The organism is Desulfitobacterium hafniense DCB-2 (genome assembly GCF_000021925.1).
Taxonomy (GTDB): domain Bacteria; phylum Bacillota; class Desulfitobacteriia; order Desulfitobacteriales; family Desulfitobacteriaceae; genus Desulfitobacterium; species Desulfitobacterium hafniense.
In genome coordinates this window covers 1118764-1139714 of sequence record NC_011830.1, presented here as the reverse complement: position 1 = coordinate 1139714, position 20951 = coordinate 1118764, and the positions used below count along the sequence as shown (strand labels likewise).

Annotated in this window: 22 protein-coding genes and 1 riboswitch; of the genes, 5 read left to right on the top strand and 17 right to left on the bottom strand. The window is 46.7% G+C overall.

Going from position 1 to position 20951, the window contains the following annotated elements; genetic code table 11:
* Positions 1 to 27 precede the first annotated feature (27 nt).
* From DHAF_RS05235 to DHAF_RS05200, 8 genes are all read right to left on the bottom strand, one after another.
* Positions 28 to 675 carry an amino acid ABC transporter permease gene (locus DHAF_RS05235; protein ID WP_005813521.1) on the bottom strand — a complete coding sequence of 216 codons (648 nt, stop codon included), beginning with the start codon at positions 673 to 675 and terminating at the stop codon, positions 28 to 30.
* The gene (locus DHAF_RS05230; protein ID WP_011461724.1) at positions 675 to 1346 is read right to left on the bottom strand and encodes an amino acid ABC transporter permease; all 672 of its coding nucleotides are present in this window, start codon (positions 1344 to 1346) and stop codon (positions 675 to 677) included. The genes DHAF_RS05235 and DHAF_RS05230 overlap by 1 nt, the downstream gene beginning before the upstream one ends.
* Before the next feature lie 2 nt (positions 1347 to 1348).
* A complete protein-coding gene (locus DHAF_RS05225) occupies positions 1349 to 2185 on the bottom strand; it encodes a transporter substrate-binding domain-containing protein (RefSeq protein ID WP_011461725.1) in 837 nt (278 codons plus the stop codon).
* A gap of 39 nt (positions 2186 to 2224) precedes the next feature.
* Positions 2225 to 2950 (bottom strand): amino acid ABC transporter ATP-binding protein, encoded by a 726-nt coding sequence (locus tag DHAF_RS05220; protein WP_015943166.1) that lies wholly within the window; start codon positions 2948 to 2950, stop codon positions 2225 to 2227.
* Between the two features lie 352 nt (positions 2951 to 3302).
* Entirely contained in the window at positions 3303 to 3515 is a 213-nt protein-coding gene (locus tag DHAF_RS05215) for a hypothetical protein (RefSeq protein ID WP_015943165.1), read from the bottom strand.
* Entirely contained in the window at positions 3491 to 3766 is a 276-nt protein-coding gene (locus tag DHAF_RS05210; RefSeq protein ID WP_005813510.1) for a phage holin family protein, read from the bottom strand. Before DHAF_RS05210 ends, DHAF_RS05215 begins: the two co-directional genes overlap by 25 nt.
* A 3-nt stretch (positions 3767 to 3769) precedes the next feature.
* On the bottom strand, positions 3770 to 4048 hold the full coding sequence (locus DHAF_RS05205; RefSeq protein ID WP_005813508.1) for a hypothetical protein: 279 nt from the start codon (positions 4046 to 4048) through the stop codon (positions 3770 to 3772).
* A gap of 282 nt (positions 4049 to 4330) precedes the next feature.
* Complete coding sequence (locus tag DHAF_RS05200) at positions 4331 to 5479, bottom strand: aminotransferase class V-fold PLP-dependent enzyme (protein ID WP_015943164.1); 1149 nt, start codon at positions 5477 to 5479, stop codon at positions 4331 to 4333.
* Positions 5480 to 5773: 294 nt separating this feature from the next.
* On the opposite strand from DHAF_RS05200, the gene DHAF_RS05195 reads away from it, so the two are divergent.
* Entirely contained in the window at positions 5774 to 6943 is a 1170-nt protein-coding gene (locus DHAF_RS05195) for a DegT/DnrJ/EryC1/StrS family aminotransferase (protein ID WP_015943163.1), read from the top strand.
* 92 nt (positions 6944 to 7035) lie between these two features.
* On the opposite strand, the gene sfsA is transcribed toward DHAF_RS05195, so the two are convergent.
* Positions 7036 to 7722, bottom strand: coding sequence for a DNA/RNA nuclease SfsA (gene sfsA, locus DHAF_RS05190; RefSeq protein ID WP_015943162.1), 687 nt, complete (start codon positions 7720 to 7722; stop codon positions 7036 to 7038).
* A 149-nt stretch (positions 7723 to 7871) separates the two neighbouring features.
* Between sfsA and DHAF_RS05185 the strand changes: the two genes are divergently transcribed.
* Positions 7872 to 8411, top strand: coding sequence for a helix-turn-helix domain-containing protein (locus tag DHAF_RS05185; protein WP_015943161.1), 540 nt, complete (start codon positions 7872 to 7874; stop codon positions 8409 to 8411).
* Between the two features lie 14 nt (positions 8412 to 8425).
* Positions 8426 to 8971, top strand: a complete 546-nt coding sequence (locus tag DHAF_RS05180; protein WP_005813487.1) for a helix-turn-helix domain-containing protein — start codon at positions 8426 to 8428, stop codon at positions 8969 to 8971.
* Positions 8972 to 9049: 78 nt separating this feature from the next.
* Here the strand turns inward: DHAF_RS05180 and fdhD are convergent, their stop codons facing one another.
* Positions 9050 to 9850, bottom strand: a complete 801-nt coding sequence (fdhD, locus tag DHAF_RS05175; RefSeq protein WP_005813485.1) for a formate dehydrogenase accessory sulfurtransferase FdhD — start codon at positions 9848 to 9850, stop codon at positions 9050 to 9052.
* A gap of 252 nt (positions 9851 to 10102) precedes the next feature.
* Here fdhD and DHAF_RS05170 point away from each other — a divergent pair, with 252 nt between their 5' ends.
* Complete coding sequence (locus tag DHAF_RS05170; RefSeq protein ID WP_015943160.1) at positions 10103 to 10552, top strand: CBS domain-containing protein; 450 nt, start codon at positions 10103 to 10105, stop codon at positions 10550 to 10552.
* Between the two features lie 93 nt (positions 10553 to 10645).
* On the opposite strand, the gene DHAF_RS05165 is transcribed toward DHAF_RS05170, so the two are convergent.
* Positions 10646 to 11617, bottom strand: a complete 972-nt coding sequence (locus DHAF_RS05165; RefSeq protein ID WP_005813482.1) for an MBL fold metallo-hydrolase — start codon at positions 11615 to 11617, stop codon at positions 10646 to 10648.
* Positions 11618 to 11833: 216 nt separating this feature from the next.
* Positions 11834 to 11921: riboswitch (cyclic di-GMP riboswitch) on the top strand.
* 103 nt (positions 11922 to 12024) lie between these two features.
* Between DHAF_RS05165 and DHAF_RS05160 the strand changes: the two genes are divergently transcribed.
* Entirely contained in the window at positions 12025 to 13086 is a 1062-nt protein-coding gene (locus DHAF_RS05160) for an HD-GYP domain-containing protein (RefSeq protein ID WP_011461739.1), read from the top strand.
* A 113-nt stretch (positions 13087 to 13199) separates the two neighbouring features.
* Here the strand turns inward: DHAF_RS05160 and DHAF_RS05155 are convergent, their stop codons facing one another.
* From DHAF_RS05155 to DHAF_RS05130, 6 genes are all read right to left on the bottom strand, one after another.
* Complete coding sequence (locus DHAF_RS05155; protein ID WP_015943159.1) at positions 13200 to 15248, bottom strand: catalase; 2049 nt, start codon at positions 15246 to 15248, stop codon at positions 13200 to 13202.
* A 250-nt stretch (positions 15249 to 15498) separates the two neighbouring features.
* A complete protein-coding gene (locus DHAF_RS05150) occupies positions 15499 to 15786 on the bottom strand; it encodes a ferredoxin family protein (protein WP_011461741.1) in 288 nt (95 codons plus the stop codon).
* The gene (locus DHAF_RS05145; RefSeq protein WP_015943158.1) at positions 15783 to 17075 is read right to left on the bottom strand and encodes an FAD-dependent oxidoreductase; all 1293 of its coding nucleotides are present in this window, start codon (positions 17073 to 17075) and stop codon (positions 15783 to 15785) included. The genes DHAF_RS05150 and DHAF_RS05145 overlap by 4 nt, the downstream gene beginning before the upstream one ends.
* A 110-nt stretch (positions 17076 to 17185) precedes the next feature.
* The gene (gene caiB / locus DHAF_RS05140; protein WP_193345588.1) at positions 17186 to 18424 is read right to left on the bottom strand and encodes an L-carnitine CoA-transferase; all 1239 of its coding nucleotides are present in this window, start codon (positions 18422 to 18424) and stop codon (positions 17186 to 17188) included.
* Between the two features lie 74 nt (positions 18425 to 18498).
* Positions 18499 to 20085 carry a class I adenylate-forming enzyme family protein gene (locus DHAF_RS05135; protein ID WP_015943156.1) on the bottom strand — a complete coding sequence of 529 codons (1587 nt, stop codon included), beginning with the start codon at positions 20083 to 20085 and terminating at the stop codon, positions 18499 to 18501.
* Between the two features lie 58 nt (positions 20086 to 20143).
* Complete coding sequence (locus DHAF_RS05130) at positions 20144 to 20923, bottom strand: TIGR03084 family metal-binding protein (protein ID WP_015943155.1); 780 nt, start codon at positions 20921 to 20923, stop codon at positions 20144 to 20146.
* Between the last annotated feature and the right edge of the window lie 28 nt (positions 20924 to 20951).

The window sequence follows — 20951 nt, the reverse complement described above, 5'->3', positions numbered from 1 at the left end:
GCGCTTTGCTTCTCTGGAGCCAACCATTTAATAGCTCTGCATTGCCGACCTGGCCTGCTGATTGCGGGCTATTACAGATAGTGCATAGTTCAGGACAAAATAGGTCAGGGCAATCATGCCGAAGAGGGTAAAGACTTGGGGCGTAGAGCCAAATTGACCCATGATGATCAAGCCCTTTCCGGTCAGTTCCTCAATTCCCACTGCCCAGACATAAGAGGTGTCTTTGACGACCGTTATGAACTGGGAAACCAGCGGCGGAATCATTTTCCGCAAAGCCTGGGGAAGGATAATATAGCGAAGAATCTGCACATAGGAAAGTCCCTGAGATTTTGCGGCCTCCCACTGACCTTTATCAATGGAGTTCAGACCGCCCCGCACCACCTCGGCAATAATCGCTGAAGTGAATACCGTCATCGCCAGAATACCCGCGTTGACAGGTTCCAACCTCGTCATAAACCGGAACATAAGAATAAACAGGAGCAAAGGAATATTACGGACAACTTCAATGTAGATTGCGGCTAAAGGTGCCAAGATAGGATTCTTCGAATAGCGGGCGATTCCCAGAATCGTTCCGACGACGAAGCTAAGCACAATCGTCATGCCTGCAATATACAGCGTTGTCATTAACCCCTCAGCCAGGAAACGAAAGACATAAGGTTGAAAAATTTCTGCCATTATGCCGACACCTCCATCTTACGCTCCAGGTACTGAGCCAGCTGGGCTAAGGGGAAGCACAACAGCAGGTAAAGCAATCCGGCGGTGACATAGGCGGGACCATAATAAATATTTCCTGCCGACCAGGAATCGGCACGATACATCAGATCACCACCGGCAATCATGGCCAATACGGAAGTGTTTTTGATTAGGCTCACCGCTTGATTGGTGAGAGGGGGCAATACGACCCGAGCGGCTTGGGGTAAAATGACATGCCGCATAGCGCCCCAATATGAGAACCCTTGGGATAGTGCAGCCTCCATCTGCCCTCGATGAATCGCCTGAATACCGGCCCGCACAACCTCAGCGATATAAGCACCATGGTATACCCCAACACCCAATACTCCCACACTAAAGACAGGGAGCATGAGCCCAATATGAGGTAGCCCATTATAGACAAAGAAGACCTGGATTACCAAAGGAGTATTTTGAATAAACTCAACGTATACACGATTTATGGCTCGAAAAAGCTTCAGATGGGTACTCCCCAGAACCCCAAAAACTACTCCCAGGGCTAAAGCCAGGCATAATCCCAGCACAGAAACCATGACTGTAGTCAGGAATCCCTCGGCAAATATTGTCCAGTCGCTGAATAGTGCTTGCCACTTAAACCAGGCAAATGGTCCCGTCACTGCTACAGACCCCACTTCTCAATTAATTTGTCAAGCTCTCCATTGCCTTTCATTTCGGCGATCTTATCATTAACCAGTTTGGCTAAGCCATCGTTTCCTAATTTGCTGGCCACGCCATACTCTTGAGGACTGAATTTATCATCCAGGAGCATCGTCGAGTCATCGATATAGCCTAAGAGAATAGAACGGTCAACGGAGAAGGCATCTACCCGGCCGGAATCAAGAGCTGCTTTAATTTCGGGATAGGTAGCGAACTCCTGGAACTTCACTTTGACACCCAGTTTGTCTGCTTCGGCTTGAACGGCTGTTTTGCTGGTCGCACTTTGAGCAACACCAATGTTTTTGCCGTCTAAGTCTTTTAAGCTCTTATACCCGGGAGCTTTCTTGACCAACAAACCAACACCGTCTATATAATAGGGGTCGGAGAAGTTATAGCTCTTTTTCCGGTCTTCTGTAATGGTAAAGGTCGCAACAACCATATCCACATCCCCGCTGTCCAAAAGAGGTCCACGGGTTTTAGCCGTCACGGCTTGCAGCTTGATTTTGCTGGGATCCCCAAAAATCTCTTCGGCCAAGGCCTTAACCAGATCAATTTCGAACCCGTCGATCACATTGGTCTTAGGGTCTTTGTACCCGAACCCAGGCACATCTACTTTAACTCCTACACTTAAGGCACCACGATCTTTAATGGCCTGAACATCTGCAGGCGCACCGGATTCACTTCCTCCGCCGGATTGGGCCGGAGGCTGGGCCGGTTGTTGTGCTGTGCTTGAACCACAGCCCGCGAGTAAGCTTCCGACAAGGAAAACGCTCGCTAAAAGAATACCTAATTTTTTCACAAAATTCCCTCCTACTTTTTTATATATTTTTGGGGAAAATTAACGCAGAATGCGGCTGAGGAAAAGTTTTGTCCTTTCGTGGGTAGGATTAGTAAAGAAATGTTCAGGAGTGCCTGTCTCAAGGACCTCCCCCTCATCCATAAACAAGACCCGATCCGCTACCTGACGGGCAAAGCCCATCTCGTGAGTAACAACAACCATGGTAATTCCTTCATGAGCTAGATCCACCATCACATCGAGAACCTCTTGGATCATTTCCGGATCCAAAGCTGATGTGGGTTCATCAAACAGCATGATCTTCGGTTTCATATTCAGGGCCCTGGCGATAGCGACCCGTTGTTGCTGCCCTCCTGACAATTGAGAGGGATAAGCGTTGGCCTTAACCTTTAAGCCTACACGCTCAAGAATGGCCATTCCCGACACTTCTGCCTCTTCTTTAGAGACTCCTTTAATCAAGGTTGGCGCAAGGGTTAAATTCTCCAGAACCGTCTTATGGGGATATAAATTAAACTGTTGGAAAACCATGGCCACAGATTGCCGAACCTTGGCGACAGGCGCTTTATGGGCGGTGATCTCAACCCCATCCACAACGACTTTACCGGAGGAAGGCTTCTCAAGAAGATTCATACAGCGAATCAAGGTACTCTTACCTGATCCGCTGGGACCAATAACAACCAGCTTCTCTCCGGTTTTAACCTGTAGATCAATCCCCTTTAGAACATGCAAATGTCCAAAGTGCTTATGTAGTCCTTCCAGTAGAATCACTTTATGTCCCCCTATAATTTTTAATGACCTCAAAAGAAGCAACGTTATTTTTCTTGAAGATGTCTATACTATTAGTTATAATATTTATAATATTATCATTCGGTTGAGAATAATGGCAATAGTCGGAATATAATGTATTCTGTATACATATACTTCGAAAAACGTACGAAGTCTCTTTTCAGCCACTATTTATTACTTAGATCTTAACTACCTGCTCATCCCCGCTCTCCCCCAATTGGCATTCTTCTATTTAAGAATAGGAAAAGAGGACCACAAGGAGCCTTTAGGCTGCTGTGGTCCTCTTATGTTACTCACTATCTTCAGCATATCTTTAAATATGATTAAGAGACTATTACAGAGCTTTTTTAACTACCGCGACAGCTAGGCTAACCAAGCTCTCCCGCGATTTCCTGGAGTCGGCAGAAACCATCCCTGCCACGAAGCTGATCAGTGTACATTGCCAAAGATTATCGGTTATGATCCGTTTAGGTTGAAACTTTGCCACGGACTGTTTAAATTGCTGCTTTGCTTCAGCAACAGTTAAGCCATTGTTTTCTTTGCGCAAAGAACCAACCCCCCTCCCAGGATAATCGCTACCAGGGCCACTGCAAATGCAGCAAGGTAAGACGGCATAAGCACACTTAAACCGAGGAAAACACCGTACACAAACATGATAAAAGCGGTGATCGCCAATACTAAAGCGACGACAATTAGCCCAACCGCAATCAGTATCTTAAACAATTTTCCCCGGAAATCTGCAAACTGTGCTTCAAGTAAGTCCAGGAATTTTACGACAATATCTGCTAGTGCTTCCATAGACTATTTCCTCTTCAGCAATTTTACGACGAGGAAACCCAATCCAAAGGCAATCAGAAGGGTTGCTAACGGATGTTCCTTTGCTGCTCCTACCCCTTTTTCGACAACTTTTTTCCCTTCTTCACAGGCCTTTTTAGCAACATCCTCACCGGTTTCGATGGGCTTTTGGGCGACTTCTTTAATGACTTCGTATCCGAGGTCAACCGCCATCAGAAGCGCTGCTTTAACATCGGATAAATCAATGGGGTTTGCTTGAGTAGTCGTCGTTTCATTGGATTGCATCTTTTTCTACCTCCTCTATTTTGCTTACCTGGGGCACCTTTTTGAGTCAATCAGGGTGGCTGTCCAAGCTTTGAGAAGGACTTAGCACCTCTCAAGCCAACTAACTGTCAGACCGCTTGTCCATCTGATTCATTCAAAAATTTTCCCCCTTAGCGAATTCGGATTTCAAAAATCTATTATCTTCCGCCTCTCCGATAGCTTCGCATGACATTATTTTAGCAAAAATTCATATTATTTTCTACACTATCTATAAATTCTATTTAGAATATATTGACAAAACTTTTATTTCTTGTTCGGGGAACTGAGTCCGGCAACCGCATCCAGACACTCCTCCACCTCTTGGCTGGTATTAAAGTACCCTAAGCTTAAACGAACTGTTCCTTGTTGGAAGGTACCAAGGGTTTTGTGGGCATCGGGGGCACAATGCAAGCCCGGTCTTGACGCGATTCCATAAAGCTTATCCAAGAGATAGGAAACTTCCGAAGGTTCCCTTCCCTCCAGGTTAATAGACACGACAGGCGCCCTTTCTACAGAAGGGTCAGGGCCATAAAGAATAACGCCGGGTATTGCGCTTAAGCCCAGCATCAACTGGCGGGTGAGGGTTCTTTCCTTTTCCCGTATCTTCTCTATTCCTTCCTGCTTGATGAATTCTATACCTGCTCCCAGACCTGCAATTCCCGGTGTATTGAGGGTTCCGCTCTCATAGCGCTCCGGGCTCTCTTCCGGCTGGAAGGGTTCCTCTGAATTCGCTCCGGTTCCTCCTTCCTTCAGGGTATCGAGACGCAAATCTTCACGAAGATACAAGCCGCCTGTCCCTTGAGGCCCCAATAACCCTTTATGCCCGGCAAATACCAAAAGGTCGATGCCCATAGCCTGAACATCGATGGGCATGGAACCTGCAGTCTGGGCAGAATCCACCATAAAAAGGACACCCTTTTCCCCGGCAATTCTGCCGATCTCACCAATAGGCTGAATTAACCCCATCACATTGGAAGCATGGCTGAGGACGATGAGCTTGGTATTGTTCTGAATAGCTGCTGCCACCTGCTCAGGATACAATCCCTCCTGCACAGATGTCGGCAGCTTGGTTACCTCTACACCCTGGCTGCGCAGCTTTTCCAGGGGGCGGGTTACAGCATTATGTTCAAGAGAGCTGGTAAGCACATGGTCTCCCGGTTTTAATAGCCCTTTCAGGCCTATATTAAGAGCTTCGGTGGCATTGGGAGTAAACACCACTTGCAAGGGGTCAGAGATATTAAAAAACTCGGCGATTTGCACTCGGGCATTGAGGACAATCTGCCCGGCAAGCAAGGCCATAAAATGACCGGAGCGGCTGGGATTCGCTCCTTTGTTGCGCAAGCATTGATCCACTGCCTCATAAACGCATTCCGGTTTGGGCCAAGTTGTTGCCGCATTATCAAAGTAAATCATACGCTCTTCTACCACCTTTTCGGGTTCATTGCTTAGTACTCTGTAACACCTAATTCTTCACATTTCCGGCGGTTAAATTTCCGTATGACTGCGTTGTCGTCAATCGCCATACGACCCGCCGGGCAATGCGAGTTTTAAGCGTTACAGAATACTAGCCTTTAAAAGTATAAACTTTATCTATATAATAATACTTTTTCTCTTAGAATAGCACTGTTGCTCTCTAAATAAAAAATATCAAGGGTGCTTGCCGCAGGAAAATTGTGTGGTATAGTAAGTCTTGGAGGTTGATACACAATGAATAATCGAATGATTCCTTTTTCACCACCTGATATAACCGACCTGGAAATCAACGCTGTCGTGGAGGTCCTCAAATCCGGCTGGATCACCAGCGGCCCGAAGGTTCATTTACTGGAAGAGAAGCTCCAGGAGTATTGCCAGGCAGATCATGCTGTTGCCCTTGCCAGCAATTCTCAGGGGCTGGATCTTATACTTAAAGTACTCAATATTTCGGGCGAGGCCGAAATTTTAACAACTCCCTATACTTATGTGGCTACGGCCAATGCCGCCCTCCATCGCGGCATTAAACCTACCTTTATCGATCTGAAAAAAGACAGCTTCTTTATGGATGAGGAAAAGCTATACGATGCCATCTCTGATAAGACCAAGGTCATCCTCACCGTGGATATCGGCGGTGTTCCCATGGATTATGACGTGGTCAGAAATATCCTAAGGGAAAAGAATCGGGAGGATATTCTGCTGATATCCGATTCCGCCCACTCCATTGGCGCTGCCTACAAGGGAGCTCCCGTAGGAACGCAATTTGATTTCCATGTCTTCTCCTTCCATGCTGTTAAGAACTTGACCACCGCCGAAGGGGGAGCCATTACCTTTAACGGTGATCGGGAAAACTTAGCCCAGGTCTTCAAGTACAGTTCCTTGAATGGACAAACCAAGGATGCCCTATCCAAGATGAAAGCGGGAGCATGGCGTTACGATATCTTAACTGACGGATTGAAGTGCAATATGACCGATATTGGGGCTGCCATTGGCCTGGTTCAACTGGATCGCTATGATAAAATTCTCGGCCAGCGAAAGAAGCTCTCCCACATCTATCATTCCATCCTCTCGGAAAAAGAGTGGGCACTCTTACCCTTATTGGAAAATGATATCATGGAAAGCTCCTATCATCTCTATCCTTTGCGAATCCAAGGGTTCACCGAGGAGCAACGGGATCGGGTGATTCAAGAGCTGGCCGAAATGGGCATAGCCACCAATGTTCACTATATTCCCATCCCCATGTTTACTTATTACAAAGAGTTGGGCTATGATATTCAGGATTACCCCAATACCTATGCCCAGTATGCCAATGAAATCACCCTACCCCTCTATTCCATCCTGACCTCCGCTGATTGTGAATACGTGGCGGAGAACGTGATTAAAGCTGTTGAAAAACATAGGAAATAAAATAGTACAGCCAGCAAATCTTTAATCGATCTGCTGGCTGTACTATTTTTGACTATCTATTAAGCTCCCGCATTTAGTATTGACTTTTCGCTTTAACCCTCAACTAATTTGACCGTCACAAAATCCCCAGCCTCTATAGAATCTTCCGTGACCTCGCAGTCCAGAGCGAGAATTTTTACTCCCTGCTTTTCAGCCTGAATCAATGAATCCCCAAAGGCTTGGTGGGTCTTGATGTTGGGGGTGAAATAGTGAATATCTTTCATTTGAATGATGAACACCACATAGGCTTCATACCCTGCAGCCACAGCCTGGCTCAACTCGCGCAGGTGCTTAACCCCCCGTTCTGTGGGGGCATCGGGAAAGAGCGCAACTCCCTCTTCCTCTAAGGTTACCCCTTTCACTTCAACAAAGATTTTTCTCTGTCCTGCCTCCAGATAAAAATCAAAGCGCGAATTTCGAAAGGTCTGCTCCTGCTTAATATGCTGAAGCTCCTGAAAATACCCTTTCTCCAACCATTCACGAAACACCTTGTTCGGCACCTGACTGTCCATGTTAATCAGCCTATTCCCTTTGCGAACTCCGATCAGGTCGTATTTTGTTTTCCGATGCTCAAAATCCGCTTCTTGAAGGAAAACCGTCACTCCCGGTATTAATAATTCCCTGCAGCGGCCTGTATTTTTAACATGACAGATTTCCTCTTTACCGTCGATTTCCACCTTAGCAATGAACCGATTGGGACGAGAAAGAAATTGTCCTTCTCTGATATTGGTGTACTTCATAATCCTCCTAATTGGATACCGTTGATATTTTTGAACTTTTTGTGAATATTCTTTATCTTTCTTCAATTCTACTACTTGTCTACTACAATAATTTCTCAAAATCAGTTATAATGTCCCTAACAAAATTATATGTTGGGGGAGGAATCTTTTTGGCTGATTTAGGTTCGGCAATCCGTTTTATGCGCAAAAACCAAAAACTAAGTCTAAAAGATGTTGCTGAGAAGACAGAACTAACGATAAGTCATTTAAGTCAAATTGAAAGGAACCTGGCTAGCCCCTCCCTGATCACCTTAGAAAAAATAGCCTCTGCTTTAGGATACCCCATCTCTTCCTTTTTCGTAAACCCCCAATTCACCTCAACTCATATTCCTGCGGAAGCTCAGAGAACCATTCAAATTAATCCAGGAATGACTCTTCGCTTTTTAATCAATAATGTCGGTCAAAGGAATCAGCTCGGTGCCTATATCGCTGAAGTTGCCGATCTCTCAGAAGAGATTATTATTCACCACGGAACTAAATTAATCTATGTCTTAGAAGGAGAAATGCACTTCAATGTAGCTCAAAAGGAATTTTACCTTACTGAAGGAGATTCCCTCTTCTTTAATGGCAATGTTCCTCACTGGATAAGCCGCAAATCCAAGTCAAAACTTAAACTTTTCGTGGCCACAACTCCACCTGAAATTTTCTAAGGGGGCGGTAATTCTTGATTGAGGTCGGTGAATTCATACGCGCCATACGAAAAAGGCGCAACCTTACAACCACCCAATTGGCGGATCAATTGGATTTGAGCAACGGCTATATCAGCTTGATTGAGAGGAACATCGTCAGCCCTTCCCTGGCCACTCTTAAAAGAATTGCCCAAGCGCTCAGTGTCCCTCTGGAGTCCTTCTTCTTGGATCCGGATACAGAAATTATTTATAGTTATCTTAAGAAAGATGAACAGCAGTACATTCCTGCTGAAGGCAGAAATTGGCGCTTACTGATTGATCATTCTAAAACCAATCTTATGGGTGCCTTTGTTGTGGACTCAACGGCTGTGGATAAAAACGTCTATTCCCACCAAGGTGTGGAATTAATCTATGTTCTGGAAGGCGAAACTTCGCTTAACATAAGTAAAGAGGACTATCAGCTAAAGGCTGGGGATTCTTTATATTTCGATGCCTCGATTATGCACTGGGATAATAAAAAACCCGATGTGCCACTGAAACTTATCGTAATAGCCACCCCGCCGGAAGGATTCCATTTTTAGTTCTCAGTATTTTATAGAAATATGAAGGCTCTAAAAGCATTACGAAGCTTTTAGAGCCTTCTAAACATGTGCCAAGGATTAACAGCCTTTAATCCGCTCAGAGTGAGTGTAGATATTCATGCGGTTTTCCCGGACAAATCCGAGCACAGTGACTCCCAGTTCCTCCGCAAGCTTAAGGGCCAGATCGGTAGGGGCTGATACCCCAATGAGGATAGGGCAGCCCATCTTGGCTGCCTTGATCAGGATCTCCGAAGAAATCCGGCCACTAAAGACAATTACTTTTTGGGAAATATCCGTTCCATTGAGAAAAGCATGTCCATACAATTTATCCAGGACATTGTGCCTGCCGATATCCACGGCACAATAATCCAAGGAACCTTGGGAAGCTAAAGCCCCCCCATGAACTCCTCCGGTAAGATGAAACAGTTCCGAATTGTCTTCCAACAAATTGATATAGTGGCTGACTTCCTGGGCGGTAATGGTGTGCCGGCTCTCTACTTTCTGAGCCAATCGGGCATCATTAGCAAAATAAAAAGCACTTTTCCCTTTGCCACAGCAAGAAGTGAGATAACGTTTCAGAAAAAGGTCTTCACTAAGGGTTTGTTCCACTGACGTTTCCACCCACACAAGTCCTTCCCTTTTATCCAAGGTAATCTTCTTTATCTGATCAGGATCTTCGATGATCCCTTCTGAACCGAGAAAGCCTATGACCAATTCCTTCTCTTGAGTGGGCGTACAAACCATGGTCGCAAATTCTTTACCATTAATAAAGACTGTGAGGGCCTTTTCGATGGCAACCAGTTCTTTGACCACTTCTTTATCGGTTCCTATAATTTTGATGACCTGAGTTTCTGTAGTGCTAGCTAAATGGCCGCTCATGTCATTCTCCCCCCTGCAAAAATCTTTCCACCCTTGCTTAGGTCATCTTCTATTCTATTATACGACCTAACGGACAACTTTACCTTTTTGCACTTTTATTCTTTTGCGGTAATCTTTCAACTTCTCTGAAAAATGAAGGAGAGTTATTTCCTTGTTTCCAAATCGCCTCATTTCTTCTTGTCAAAATCATGGTATACTAGTACTAAATTCAGACAAAATATGTTCCAAGGTAATCACAAGGGGGTATTGGCAATGAAGGTTCAGGATATTATGCAGACCAATGTTATTACAATTTCGCCGAATACGGAAATTAGGGAAATCGCTAAGCTGCTGTGTGACCATCATATTTCCGGAGTCCCGGTCATCGACCTTTTCGGCAATTTAATCGGTATTGTCAGCGAAGGGGATCTGCTGCATAAGGAGACTCATCCCCGGGTTCCTGAAGCGGTAGGATTCCTGGGTGCTCTGATCTATTACCGAGGTGTCAAACAATATGAATCTGATCTAAAGAAATTGGTTGCCCTCAAAGCCTCGGAAATAATGACTCATGAGGTTATAACTCTCGAAAAAGACGCTGCTATTGAGGAAGCTGCCTCTCTCATGATTAATCACAATGTGAAACGGTTACCCATCATGGAAAACGGCAAAATGGTCGGAATCATCACCAGAAAAGATGTCATTAAGGTTCTGATTGAAGAGTAGCCGTTCTTTGCCCAATTACATAGCCCAGGCACAACAAGCAGCCCGCCGCTTCCTTTTGGGGACCCGGCGGGCTGACTTTATCACTGAAAGAAGTCATGGATTAACCAATTCATAATAATGCTTCCCCTCGGAGTTCACCCGCTGAGCCTCCCCTTTGTACACCAGATGCTCCAGATGAGCCATAGCTTCACCTGAGGCAAACCACTTCTGGGTAAGGGGAAAATCATTCCAGCTCTTATAGCTCAAATCCCAATGCATTCTTGCCGCTGTCTCTATGACTGATTTTTGGCCATCACGCAGAATCCCGGTGATTTCCTCAAGTCGTTCCTGATGATGAATGATCAATTCATCAATCCGTTGCCGATGGTCTTGAATAAGACTGCGATGAGACGGAAACACCCAGTCAATGTCAAACCGGCGAATTTTGTTCAGGCTCTCCATGAAATTTCCCAGGCTATCGATTTTGTAATGCCAAAAAGTAATATTCGGGGTAATTTCATTCAGGACATGATCCCCGCCCAAAAACAGCTTATGCTTTCTTTCGTATAAACCGATATGTCCGGGGCTATGGCCTGGAATATCGATCACTTCGAACCGATAGGGACCCACTTCTAAGCAATCCCCTTCTTGCAATGGGGTGTATGCAAAGGGTTCCTTAGGGGCTATGTCGAAGGCCTCAATCTCTTTCATGCCGATTCCCTGGTTCAAATTAAGACCCTCACTCAAATGCCCCAGCACCTGTTCAGGAGAGGTTCTGAAATTATTGAGCAGAATACCGTCTTTCTTTCCGATATAGACCTTACACCCTTGTTTCCACAAATAGTCAGCCAGCCCGGAATGGTCCACATGCATATGGGTCAGCACCAAATCTGTCCGTTTCAGGTCGATGCCTGACGCTCTGATTCCTTCCATCAGAGCATTCCTACACTCTTCCCTATTAAACCCTGTATCCAAAATCAAGGAACGGCCTTGAGAGGGGATAATATAGCTATTTAATGCCTTCAGTGGATTTTTTGGCAAGGGTATTTCATTTAAGTAAATCTGGGGGTAGACTTCCCGAATCATTCTTTTCACCTCAATATTTAAAAAATTAACTATTCTGATTATTCTAACACAACTATCCTGTGATTCATAGACATACGCTCTACTCTACCCTCTTAAAAATTCTCCAACTGTTAGGGGAGAAGATGTTGTGAAGCTAAAACTTAGCCCTTATAATAGAATGGATGATAAAGCCTTAAATATTTCGATACTTAAAATAGCATAGCCTGTACTTTAGTGATTCGACAATAGCAAACCTGGCGAAAGCCAGGGACGCAAAGCTATGGGTCTTCCTGGATACACTCCTGATGATCGCCAAGCTACCGAAGCCTTAAGCTTTAAACACCTTTGTCGCCAGTTCACATGGCGACTTTAATTTTATACTGTTTTTATAATTTTTATTAAGATGATTTTGAAAGGAAGAACGTTCAATGCGTCAGTTAAGCATAAACAGGCTTAAGGAAGGGGATATTCTAGGGCGAACAATCTATGCCAATGATGGCCGTGTACTCCTGGGGAAAGGGATGGCTCTGACCAAGTCCTATATAGACCGTTTAAAAACCCTTGGCATCAACATTCTCTATATTGACGATGAGGTAAGCAAGGATATCATCGTAGAGGATATTATCTCTGAAGAGCACCGGCGGGAGGCCATGGCGTCCCTGGATAATGCTGTGCAGGCTGTGAAAGTGGGAAAAGACTTTGACGGTTTTAATGTCAAAAGGAACATTGACAATATTATTCAGGATATCCTTTTCCAAAAGGATATCTTCATCGGGTTAACAGATATGAGAACTTACGATAATCAGATTTTTGCCCATTCCGTCAATGTTTGCGTTCTTTCCATCGTACTGGGTAAGGCCCTGGGCCTGGATCGGGAAAATCTTGAAGGGCTGGCCATCGGTGCCTTGTTCCATGATATTGGCACTGTGAAATTGCCCAAGAAGCTCCTAAGCAAGCGAGAACCCTTTACTCCCAAGGAAGCGGCTCTTTACCAAACTCACACCAATCACGGTTTCGATATCCTCCGGACAAAACGGGAGCTGAATTTGTTGAGTGCCCATATTGCCTTCCAGCACCATGAGCGTCTCAATGGCAACGGCTATCCTCGTAAGCTCGAGGGAGATGCCATTCACCAGTGGGCTCAGATTGTCGGCATTGCTAATTTCTATGATAATTTAGTGAATGACGGTCCAGGACATACCCGCATTCCGCCTTATGAGGCCTGCGAAATTCTTATGGGCAGTGCTGAGAAGTTTTTCCCTAAGGATCTCGTGATTACTTTTCTTAAGCATATTGCCGCGTATCCCACAGGCTGTACCGTAAAACTGAGTACCGGAGAAACAGGTATTGTCGTCGAGCAAAATAAGAGCCTGCCTATGCGCCCCATCATCAGGGTTTTAGTAGCCGATCAAACCCTCTCCCGTGTCCAAGCGAAAGAATACAATCTCGTCGAGGAACGGACCCTTTTTATCGAATCCATTCTGGAGTAATACTCCTCCGGTGTTTTAGCGTTACCGTTATCACATTGCCATGTCCTCTATCAGCATCTGTCCGAAAGAAACGACCGTTCCCCGGTGGAATACCGGGAACGGTCTCATTTGCATTAAACCATAGCAGGATAAAGAAAACTCGGACGGTTCCAGAATCTCTGCTTGGCCATGGCCTTGATAAATCTGCCTGCAAAGTCCGGACCTGAATCCGTTACGATCCCCTCATCAGCCAATAAGCCCAGCGGTTCCAGTACAGCATCACCCTTTTGAATGATGCCGATCGGTTTGAAGTGATTGTAGATATCCGTTGTGAATTTCTGTGCTGTATACGTAAAATAGGGGGTGATATTGCCGCTTCCCACGATAAGTATCCCGTCATAGACAAGGGGGGAACCCGTTAAAAAGCTGTCATGGACTTCATAGGTTACTCCCTCGGTTCCACTGACCTTCCCCAAGGTATCGTGGACAATGACCACTCTTAATTTGGCCTCCGCCAAAGTTTCCAACACTTTGCTTACACCGGGGCCATCGAAGCCTTGAGCGAGGAACACCGCGACGCGCAAGGTATCCGGCACAAAAATCGTATTATGCAGGCTAAGCGCCGGAGAGGACTTTGTCACAGGAGATTCCTCGACATCCGCCGGCACAGTTGTGCCTAATTCCTTGGAAACACTCTTGGCCAGTTCCGTGCTGATATGAGCGAGCACATCAACCCATTCCTGCCGGACAAAGGGTCCGCATTTGCCAAGTTCAAAGCAGTAAGCGCCGATAATCTGACGCTTTTCAACCTCACTCATACTATTCCAGAACATTTTTGCCTGAGAGTAATGATCCTTAAAGGAAGGAGCTGTTGATCTTACCTTATGTCCTTCTACGGTGGATGGATACGTGACAAACCCGCCTTGGGTGCCTGGTACCGTATACGGGCTATTATTCGCAAGCCCATTGCGATGATAAGCAACTTTTCCGCGATCAATAACCAGCCTCGAAGCACCGTCACGCTGATTATTGGCAAATGGACAGACCGGACGATTGATCGGCAGTTGTTGATGATTGGGACCAAGCCGTGCCTGCTGGGCATCGGTATAGGAGAACAATCTCCCTTGCAGGAGCGGATCATTGGAAAAGTCAATCCCTCTCACAATATTCCCAGGGTGAAAGGCGCTTTGTTCGGTTTCAGCAAAAGCATTTTCCACATTGCGGTTAAGGATTATCTTGCCGATTCTGCGTAAAGGAATCTCTTCTTCCGGCCACAATTTCGTCGGATCTAACAGATCAAAATCATAGGCAAACTCATCTTCCTCTTTAATGACCTGAATAGCCATCTCATACTCCGGATAGTTGCCAATCTCTATATTTTCCCATAAGTCTCTGCGGTGAAAGTCAGCATCTGAACCAAGACGCTGGGCTTCATCCCAGATTAATGAATGGACGCCCAGCAAGGGCTTGATATGAAATTTAACAAAGTGGGATTTTCCATCCTTATTCACTAAACGGAAGGTATGTACCCCAAATCCCTCCATGGTTCTAAAGCTTTTGGGAAAGGCGCGATTCGAGGCAATCCATAAAGACATATGGGCAGTTTCTTTGTTGTTCGCCATAAAGTCCCAGAAGGTGTTGTGGTCTGTCTGACCTTGTGGATATTCATTGTCCGGCTCTGGTTTCACCGCATGGATTAAGTCAGGGAACTTAATCGCATCCTGAATAAAGAACACCGGCATGTTAATAGCAATCAAATCGAAATTGCCCTCATCGGTATAAAACTTAATGGAAAAACCCCGGACATCCCGGTTGGTCTCATTACAGCCTTTGGAGCCAACGACTTGTGAGAAGCGGACAAACAAGGGTGTTTTTTTATTGGGGTCCTGCAAAAAATCAGCCATCGTTAAATCTGCTAAGGATTCATAGGGCTGGAACTCTCCATGTGCCCCATATCCTCTGGCATGGACGACACGTTCAGGAATACGTTCACGATCAAAGTGGGCTAGTTTTTCCCGGGAAAGAAAATCTTCAATAAGTGTTGGCCCGCGCTCGCCGGCCGTCAATGTGTTTTCATCATCAGAAATCGTGATTCCTTCATTCGATGTCATTTTCTTTCCTTCTGATTCGTGAATAAACGGCTCTAATTGCTCACGCTTTTTATTGGGCTTGTTATCCTTCAATCTGACTCACCTCATTTTCATATATGTAGGTTCTCGGAATTAAAATTCCGGCTTTCCTCGGTCTACGCGATTCGAAAATCATTATGCCCGCCCAGACGAGCTTATATGCAAGAGCAAAGCAGATAGACACTGCCTACTACGCCAGCTTTCTACCGACGTGTTTAGAAGTAAGAAGCTGAAGCAAAAAGAGGCTTGAAACCCATTGTGCGGTTAAGCCTCTCTTTTATTGCCTTCTCAATTCAATAGAAATTCACCCGTATCTAAACTCCACACCTAAGGTTCCCAGAGGAAATTCCCATTTATCCAAAAGGGTTTTACCGCAAAGCACCCGGCAGGTGCCGCACTCCAGACACCCGGCGTAGTCAAATTGAATGTCGCCGCTGTCATTAATTTTATATAACCCTGCCGGACAGGCCAGAACCAATTTTTGATATTCCGCCCGATCGATATTCCCCTCTTTCATGACAATATGGGCGTTTTCTTCATCCACATGGAACTTATTGACCCCAAGCTTCTGATCGACATTGACCTGACTCATAGTGAACGCACCCCCTTCCAGCCGTCTTTGATAATGTTCAGCAATCCTATCTTGTTCACATGCTGCATGATGGTTTTTCTTAAGGGCTGGGCCGGTTCTCCCTTGACCACAAACATGTCTGCCAGAAGATCAGCTGCCATTTTAGGATACTCATTGAAAATTCTCGGGGTTTCCTCCAGGAAGTGGGGGAAATCTTTATATCGTTTTAAATCCTGCATAACGAAGCTCTGCTCCAATAACCCCTGGTAGCAATGAAGGTATCCCTCGCTGAAATCCTGCGCTTCTTTGGCTTTAAGTACTGCTTTAGCCGCACATTCGGCCGATGCCACCGCAAAGTCCATCCCCCGTACCATATAGCCTAAATTGATGCAGAATCCGGCGGCATCGCCGACGACCAAAACTCCATTGCCTACAATCTTGGGGATCATGGCTAATCCGGCTTCAGGTACAAGATGACCGGAGTATTCAATCATCTTGCCATCCTTAATAAGCGGCTGGACAGCCGGATGCTGTTTAAAATCCTCCAACATCTGAGGTACGGTTTTGCTTCCTTTGATCACATCACTTAAGGTCGTGACTACTCCCAGGGAAATGCTCGATTTATTGGTATACAGGAATCCGCCCCCTACACGCCCATCCGAGGGATACCCGGCAAATAGCCAGGCCGTTCCTTCATTGCCGTTGCAGTTAAAACGGTCTTCAATAACCTGGGGTGGCAATTCGATGATTTCTTTCGCTCCCACGGCCACATGGTGGGCTGCCAACTCTCCCCTAAATCCCAATTTCTGAGCCAGGAGCGAATTGACACCATCGGCGAGAATTGTGATATTGGCTTCCAGCTCATCCTCTCCTGCCACCACACCGCAGACTTTTCCTTCCCGAATAATTAGGTCATCGACCCGGATCCCCGGTATAATCTGTACACCGGCCTCCTCAGCCTTTTCAGCCAGCCACTGATCGAAGACCCCTCTCAAAATGGAATAAGAATCACTGCCCTGCACACCCAGCTTAGAAGAATAAAAATCCAAAGTGACATTGCTTTCATCGGTCATTAAGCTGATCTTTTCTCTGGTAATTCGGCGTTCGACAGGGGCTTCCCGGGCAAAATCCGGCATGATCTTCCCCAGGCTATGGCTATAGATCCGCCCGCCTGTCATATTCTTGCTCCCTGCATAATTGCCCCGTTCCACAAGGATGACTTCCAAGCCCTCCTTAGCCAGCAAATAAGCGGCTACTGTTCCGGCGATCCCGCCTCCGACGACTATTGCATCGAATTTATCCTCCGACATTGCTTACACCCCTTTGCATCTGACTTTCGTCACCGGTATCTCTCCGCAGATACTTTTCAATCCATCAGTGATGCCGCCAAGCAACATGAAAGTCTGGCATCAATAATCTCCTAGATATTATTTAAATAATCCCTTTGGGTTAAGATCTTTTTCCCGTATAACTCCTTAATATGTTCTTCAGTTAATCCCAGTTCTGTGAGAATGTCTTCGTTATCCATGCCGATATTGGGGGCTCCCCTCCAGATCTGTGCCGGGTAGTTCTTGAATTTGGGGAAAATGTTGACTCCTTTTACAGACTCCCCATTGACTTTCTTCCATTCGGTAAACACTTCCCGGGCCACATACTGGGGGTCCTTAAGGCAATCGTTGTAATCCATAATTCTGGAACAAGGCACCCCATGGGCTAAGAAGGCTTTCTCGACCTCTTCCGCTGTATGGGACTGACAGAAAGCTTTAATCCTCTCCTCTAAAAGCTGTCCCTCAGGGGAAGAAAGGTAGAGCAGATTGGTGCCGGGGGGAATTTTTTCCGTACCGAACTCGATGCCTATAAAAGGCAGACCTTTTTTCAGCACTCCCGCACCTAAATAAAGCATATAGACTTCTTTTTCATCCTGACAGCTATAGGTCCCATAGCCGGCAAAGTAAGCACTATGGCTGCCCTCTTTGACAAAAGGAATCCCCTGTTCCAGAAAATCCATGGGATAGCGGGATTGGGTGCGCATCAGGACTTCATATTGAGCCAAATCAATGCTTTCCCCCCGGCTTGTTTCCCTGCTTTTCATAACTGCCGCTACGGAAGTTCCGAAAGCGAACAAAGCGCTCATATAATCGGCAGTTAAAGGATTGGTGGGCATGGAAGGCATCCCTGGAAATCCATTCATAGTCATATAGCCGCCAAAGGCCTGAGCGATGGGATCATAACTGGGCCGGTTCATATAGTCCGGCAGCCCGGTTTGCCCAAAACCGGAAATCTTTACAATCACCAGGCGGGGATTTCGCTCCCAGAGCACTTCATCTCCCAGGCCCAGTTTCTCGTACTGCCCGCCCCTGGCTGCTGAAATAAAAACATCCGTATCTTCCATCAACTTCAGAAATATCTCTTTTCCTTCAGGGAGGGATATATCAATAGAAAGATTCCGCTGATTGCGGCGGTCCTGCTGCCAGGCGTTGCCGGTGGCTACACGGCTCATACAGGGAACCTTGGCATTTTCGATCCAAATGACATCCGCCCCATATTCGGCATAGAGCTCCGCCGCAAAAGGGCCGGCAATCGAAACGGTATTGTGCACGACTTTCACTCCGGATAACAGACCAAACTGAGGAATTTCAGTTCTTCTTACCATGTTCATAACCTCACTTTATTATCGCTCTCTAATCAGCAATCCCTCCCGGCTGGGGATTGGTTCCGGAAACCGGCGGCAGATCAGGATAACTGTTTTCCATGGGTTTCAATAAGATGGCTGTAGATTTCCCGGTATTTTTTTCTGAGCTTGAATTTCTGAATCTTGCCGGCACTATCCACGGGAAACTCATCGAGAAACTCCACATAGCGCGGCTTTTTATAGCTGGATAAATCTCTTTTGCAGTGTTCCTGAATGTCTGCCGCCGCAGCGGTGTATCCCGCCCTGAGTTTGACGACGGCCATGACGGCCTCCCCAAAGGTTTGGTCAGGCACCCCAATCACCGAGCAATCCAAAACCGCAGGGTGTTTGCGGATGACGGCTTCCACTTCCTGAGCGAAAACATTCTCCCCCCCGGTTTTTATCATGTCCTTTTTCCGATCCACCATATAGTAGAGGCCTTCCTCGTCCTGCCTCATCATATCCCCGGTACGTGTCCAGCCATCAGCGATGGTCCCGTCCGTTAATTCCGGTTGCTTATAGTAGCCTGAAAAAATAGCCGGTCCTTTGGCAATCCCTTCCCCCACCTCACCCAGAGGAACATCCTTTCCTGCCTCATCCACAATTCTCAGTTGGAAAAAGGGCATCGGCCTGCCTATGCTTTGGGTCTTCTCCGGGTGATGCAAGGCCATTTCCCTGGTGATCCGGTGAACGGTCCCCGCTCCTGTCTCGGTTTGCCCCCAGCCGTAATACACTTCACAGTTGGGAAAAGCCTCAGCCATCTTCTGGATAATGGCCGGAGAGGTACCTCCTGCGGAAGTGTGAACCACCTTGACCGAGCTTACATCATAATCTCTAAAAACCGGTGCATCGATTAAGCGCAGATAGGTGCTCGGCGGCAGCAGCAGCATATAGGTTACCCGTTCCTGCTCAATCTGCCTCAGAATTTCTACCGGATCAAATCCGTCGCAAATAACAAATTGCGCACCGGTCACCATAACGCAAAGCATCCAGGTTATCCCGCCCTGATGATGCAGGGGGGACTGGGTCAGCACCACCTCATCCGGGCTGGCTCCCATTTTATTGGAAGTCATAACCCCAATTGTCTGGAAGAGGTCAGCCTCGTGAGTGCGCATCACTCCTTTGGAACGCCCCGTGGTCCCCCCCGTGAACTGAATTCTGAATAAATCCCCACTGTCAACGGCAATATCCGGTTCACTGGTATCTTTATGCTCCAGCAGTTTTTCGAAAGAATATTCGCCGGGAGCGGGTTCTCCCAGACGGATAATATGCTTTACCGTCCTGAAGCTGCCCTTTACCTCACTTACCGGCCCATCATACAACCGGCTGTAGACAAAAACATCACATTCCACTGAATCCAGCAGACATTTAATTTCTCTGGCTACCAGCCGATGATTGAGGGGCACGGCAATGGCACCGATCTTAGCAATGGCAAAGAATAACTCGACGATTTCCATGGAGTTGGGGAAAAGATAGCCGATCTTATCCCCCTTGCCAATGCCGAGATCCAGGAGTGCATGAGCCAAGGCGTTTACCCTGCAATTCAATTCCTGATACGTTAAGCGCTTATCCTTGCAGACCAGGGCAATTTTGTCAGGGTATCTGGCTGAATTCAGGGTCAGAAAGTCCCCTACGGTCATCGGATTCATACATTGATTCTCCTTTCCGACAAGGTAGTGTTTACTACTTCATCTCCAATGCGGGATCTTACCTTTGCCGTTTAGCCGCCGGTGCCGGGTCGGCCCATCCCGCATAGGTCTGAACAAGGGAAGCATAGCGCCGGGCTTCTTCTCCCGCCACCTCCAGATCCGTGTCCATCCAGTTCCGGCGGCGAATAGCCACGAGCGCCCAGTCCTTGGCACTGCCCTTAATCCTGTTTTCCGCGCTTGGTTCTCCTTTGGCCCAGCTCTCCCCGGAGGGAAGGGTAAGCTCCAGATAAAGAGGAGTCTCGGGCATTTCCAGGCCATTGATCCGATAAGCATTAGGCCTGGCCTGCCAGGATAAAAACAGGGTACTGGTAATCCGCTCCCGGACCACCGGCTCCAGCCCCAAAGCGTCATAGATATCCACAGAGTGAGCCCACAGCTCCATTAAGCGGGCCGATGCCAGGGATTTGGCCGACATCGGCAGCCCTGGGGCCCAAGGAATTCTGTCTTTGGGATTTTTATCATAAAAAGAGGCCGCCATCCGTGTGCGTTCTTCCCGCCACCAGCTTAAAACTTCAGCCCCGCTCAGATGATGAAAGTTTGTCGCTCTGACATATTGATCCTGACCGGACTCAGCATCGGCCAGCTTCACCAGGTCTTCCGCTTCCCCCCTCATCAGCTTGTTGGCTGCATAATCAAAGAAAGCAATATGAATAATAGCATCTTTAATGTTCCACATTTCTACGGGCAGGGGCTTCAGCCACTCTTCCTCACTTAAGTCAGACACCAGGGTATCCACCAGGGATTGTTCCGCTAATAAATCACTCAGAATTGCCTTCATAATACCTCTCCTCCTTGCTTCACCGAAT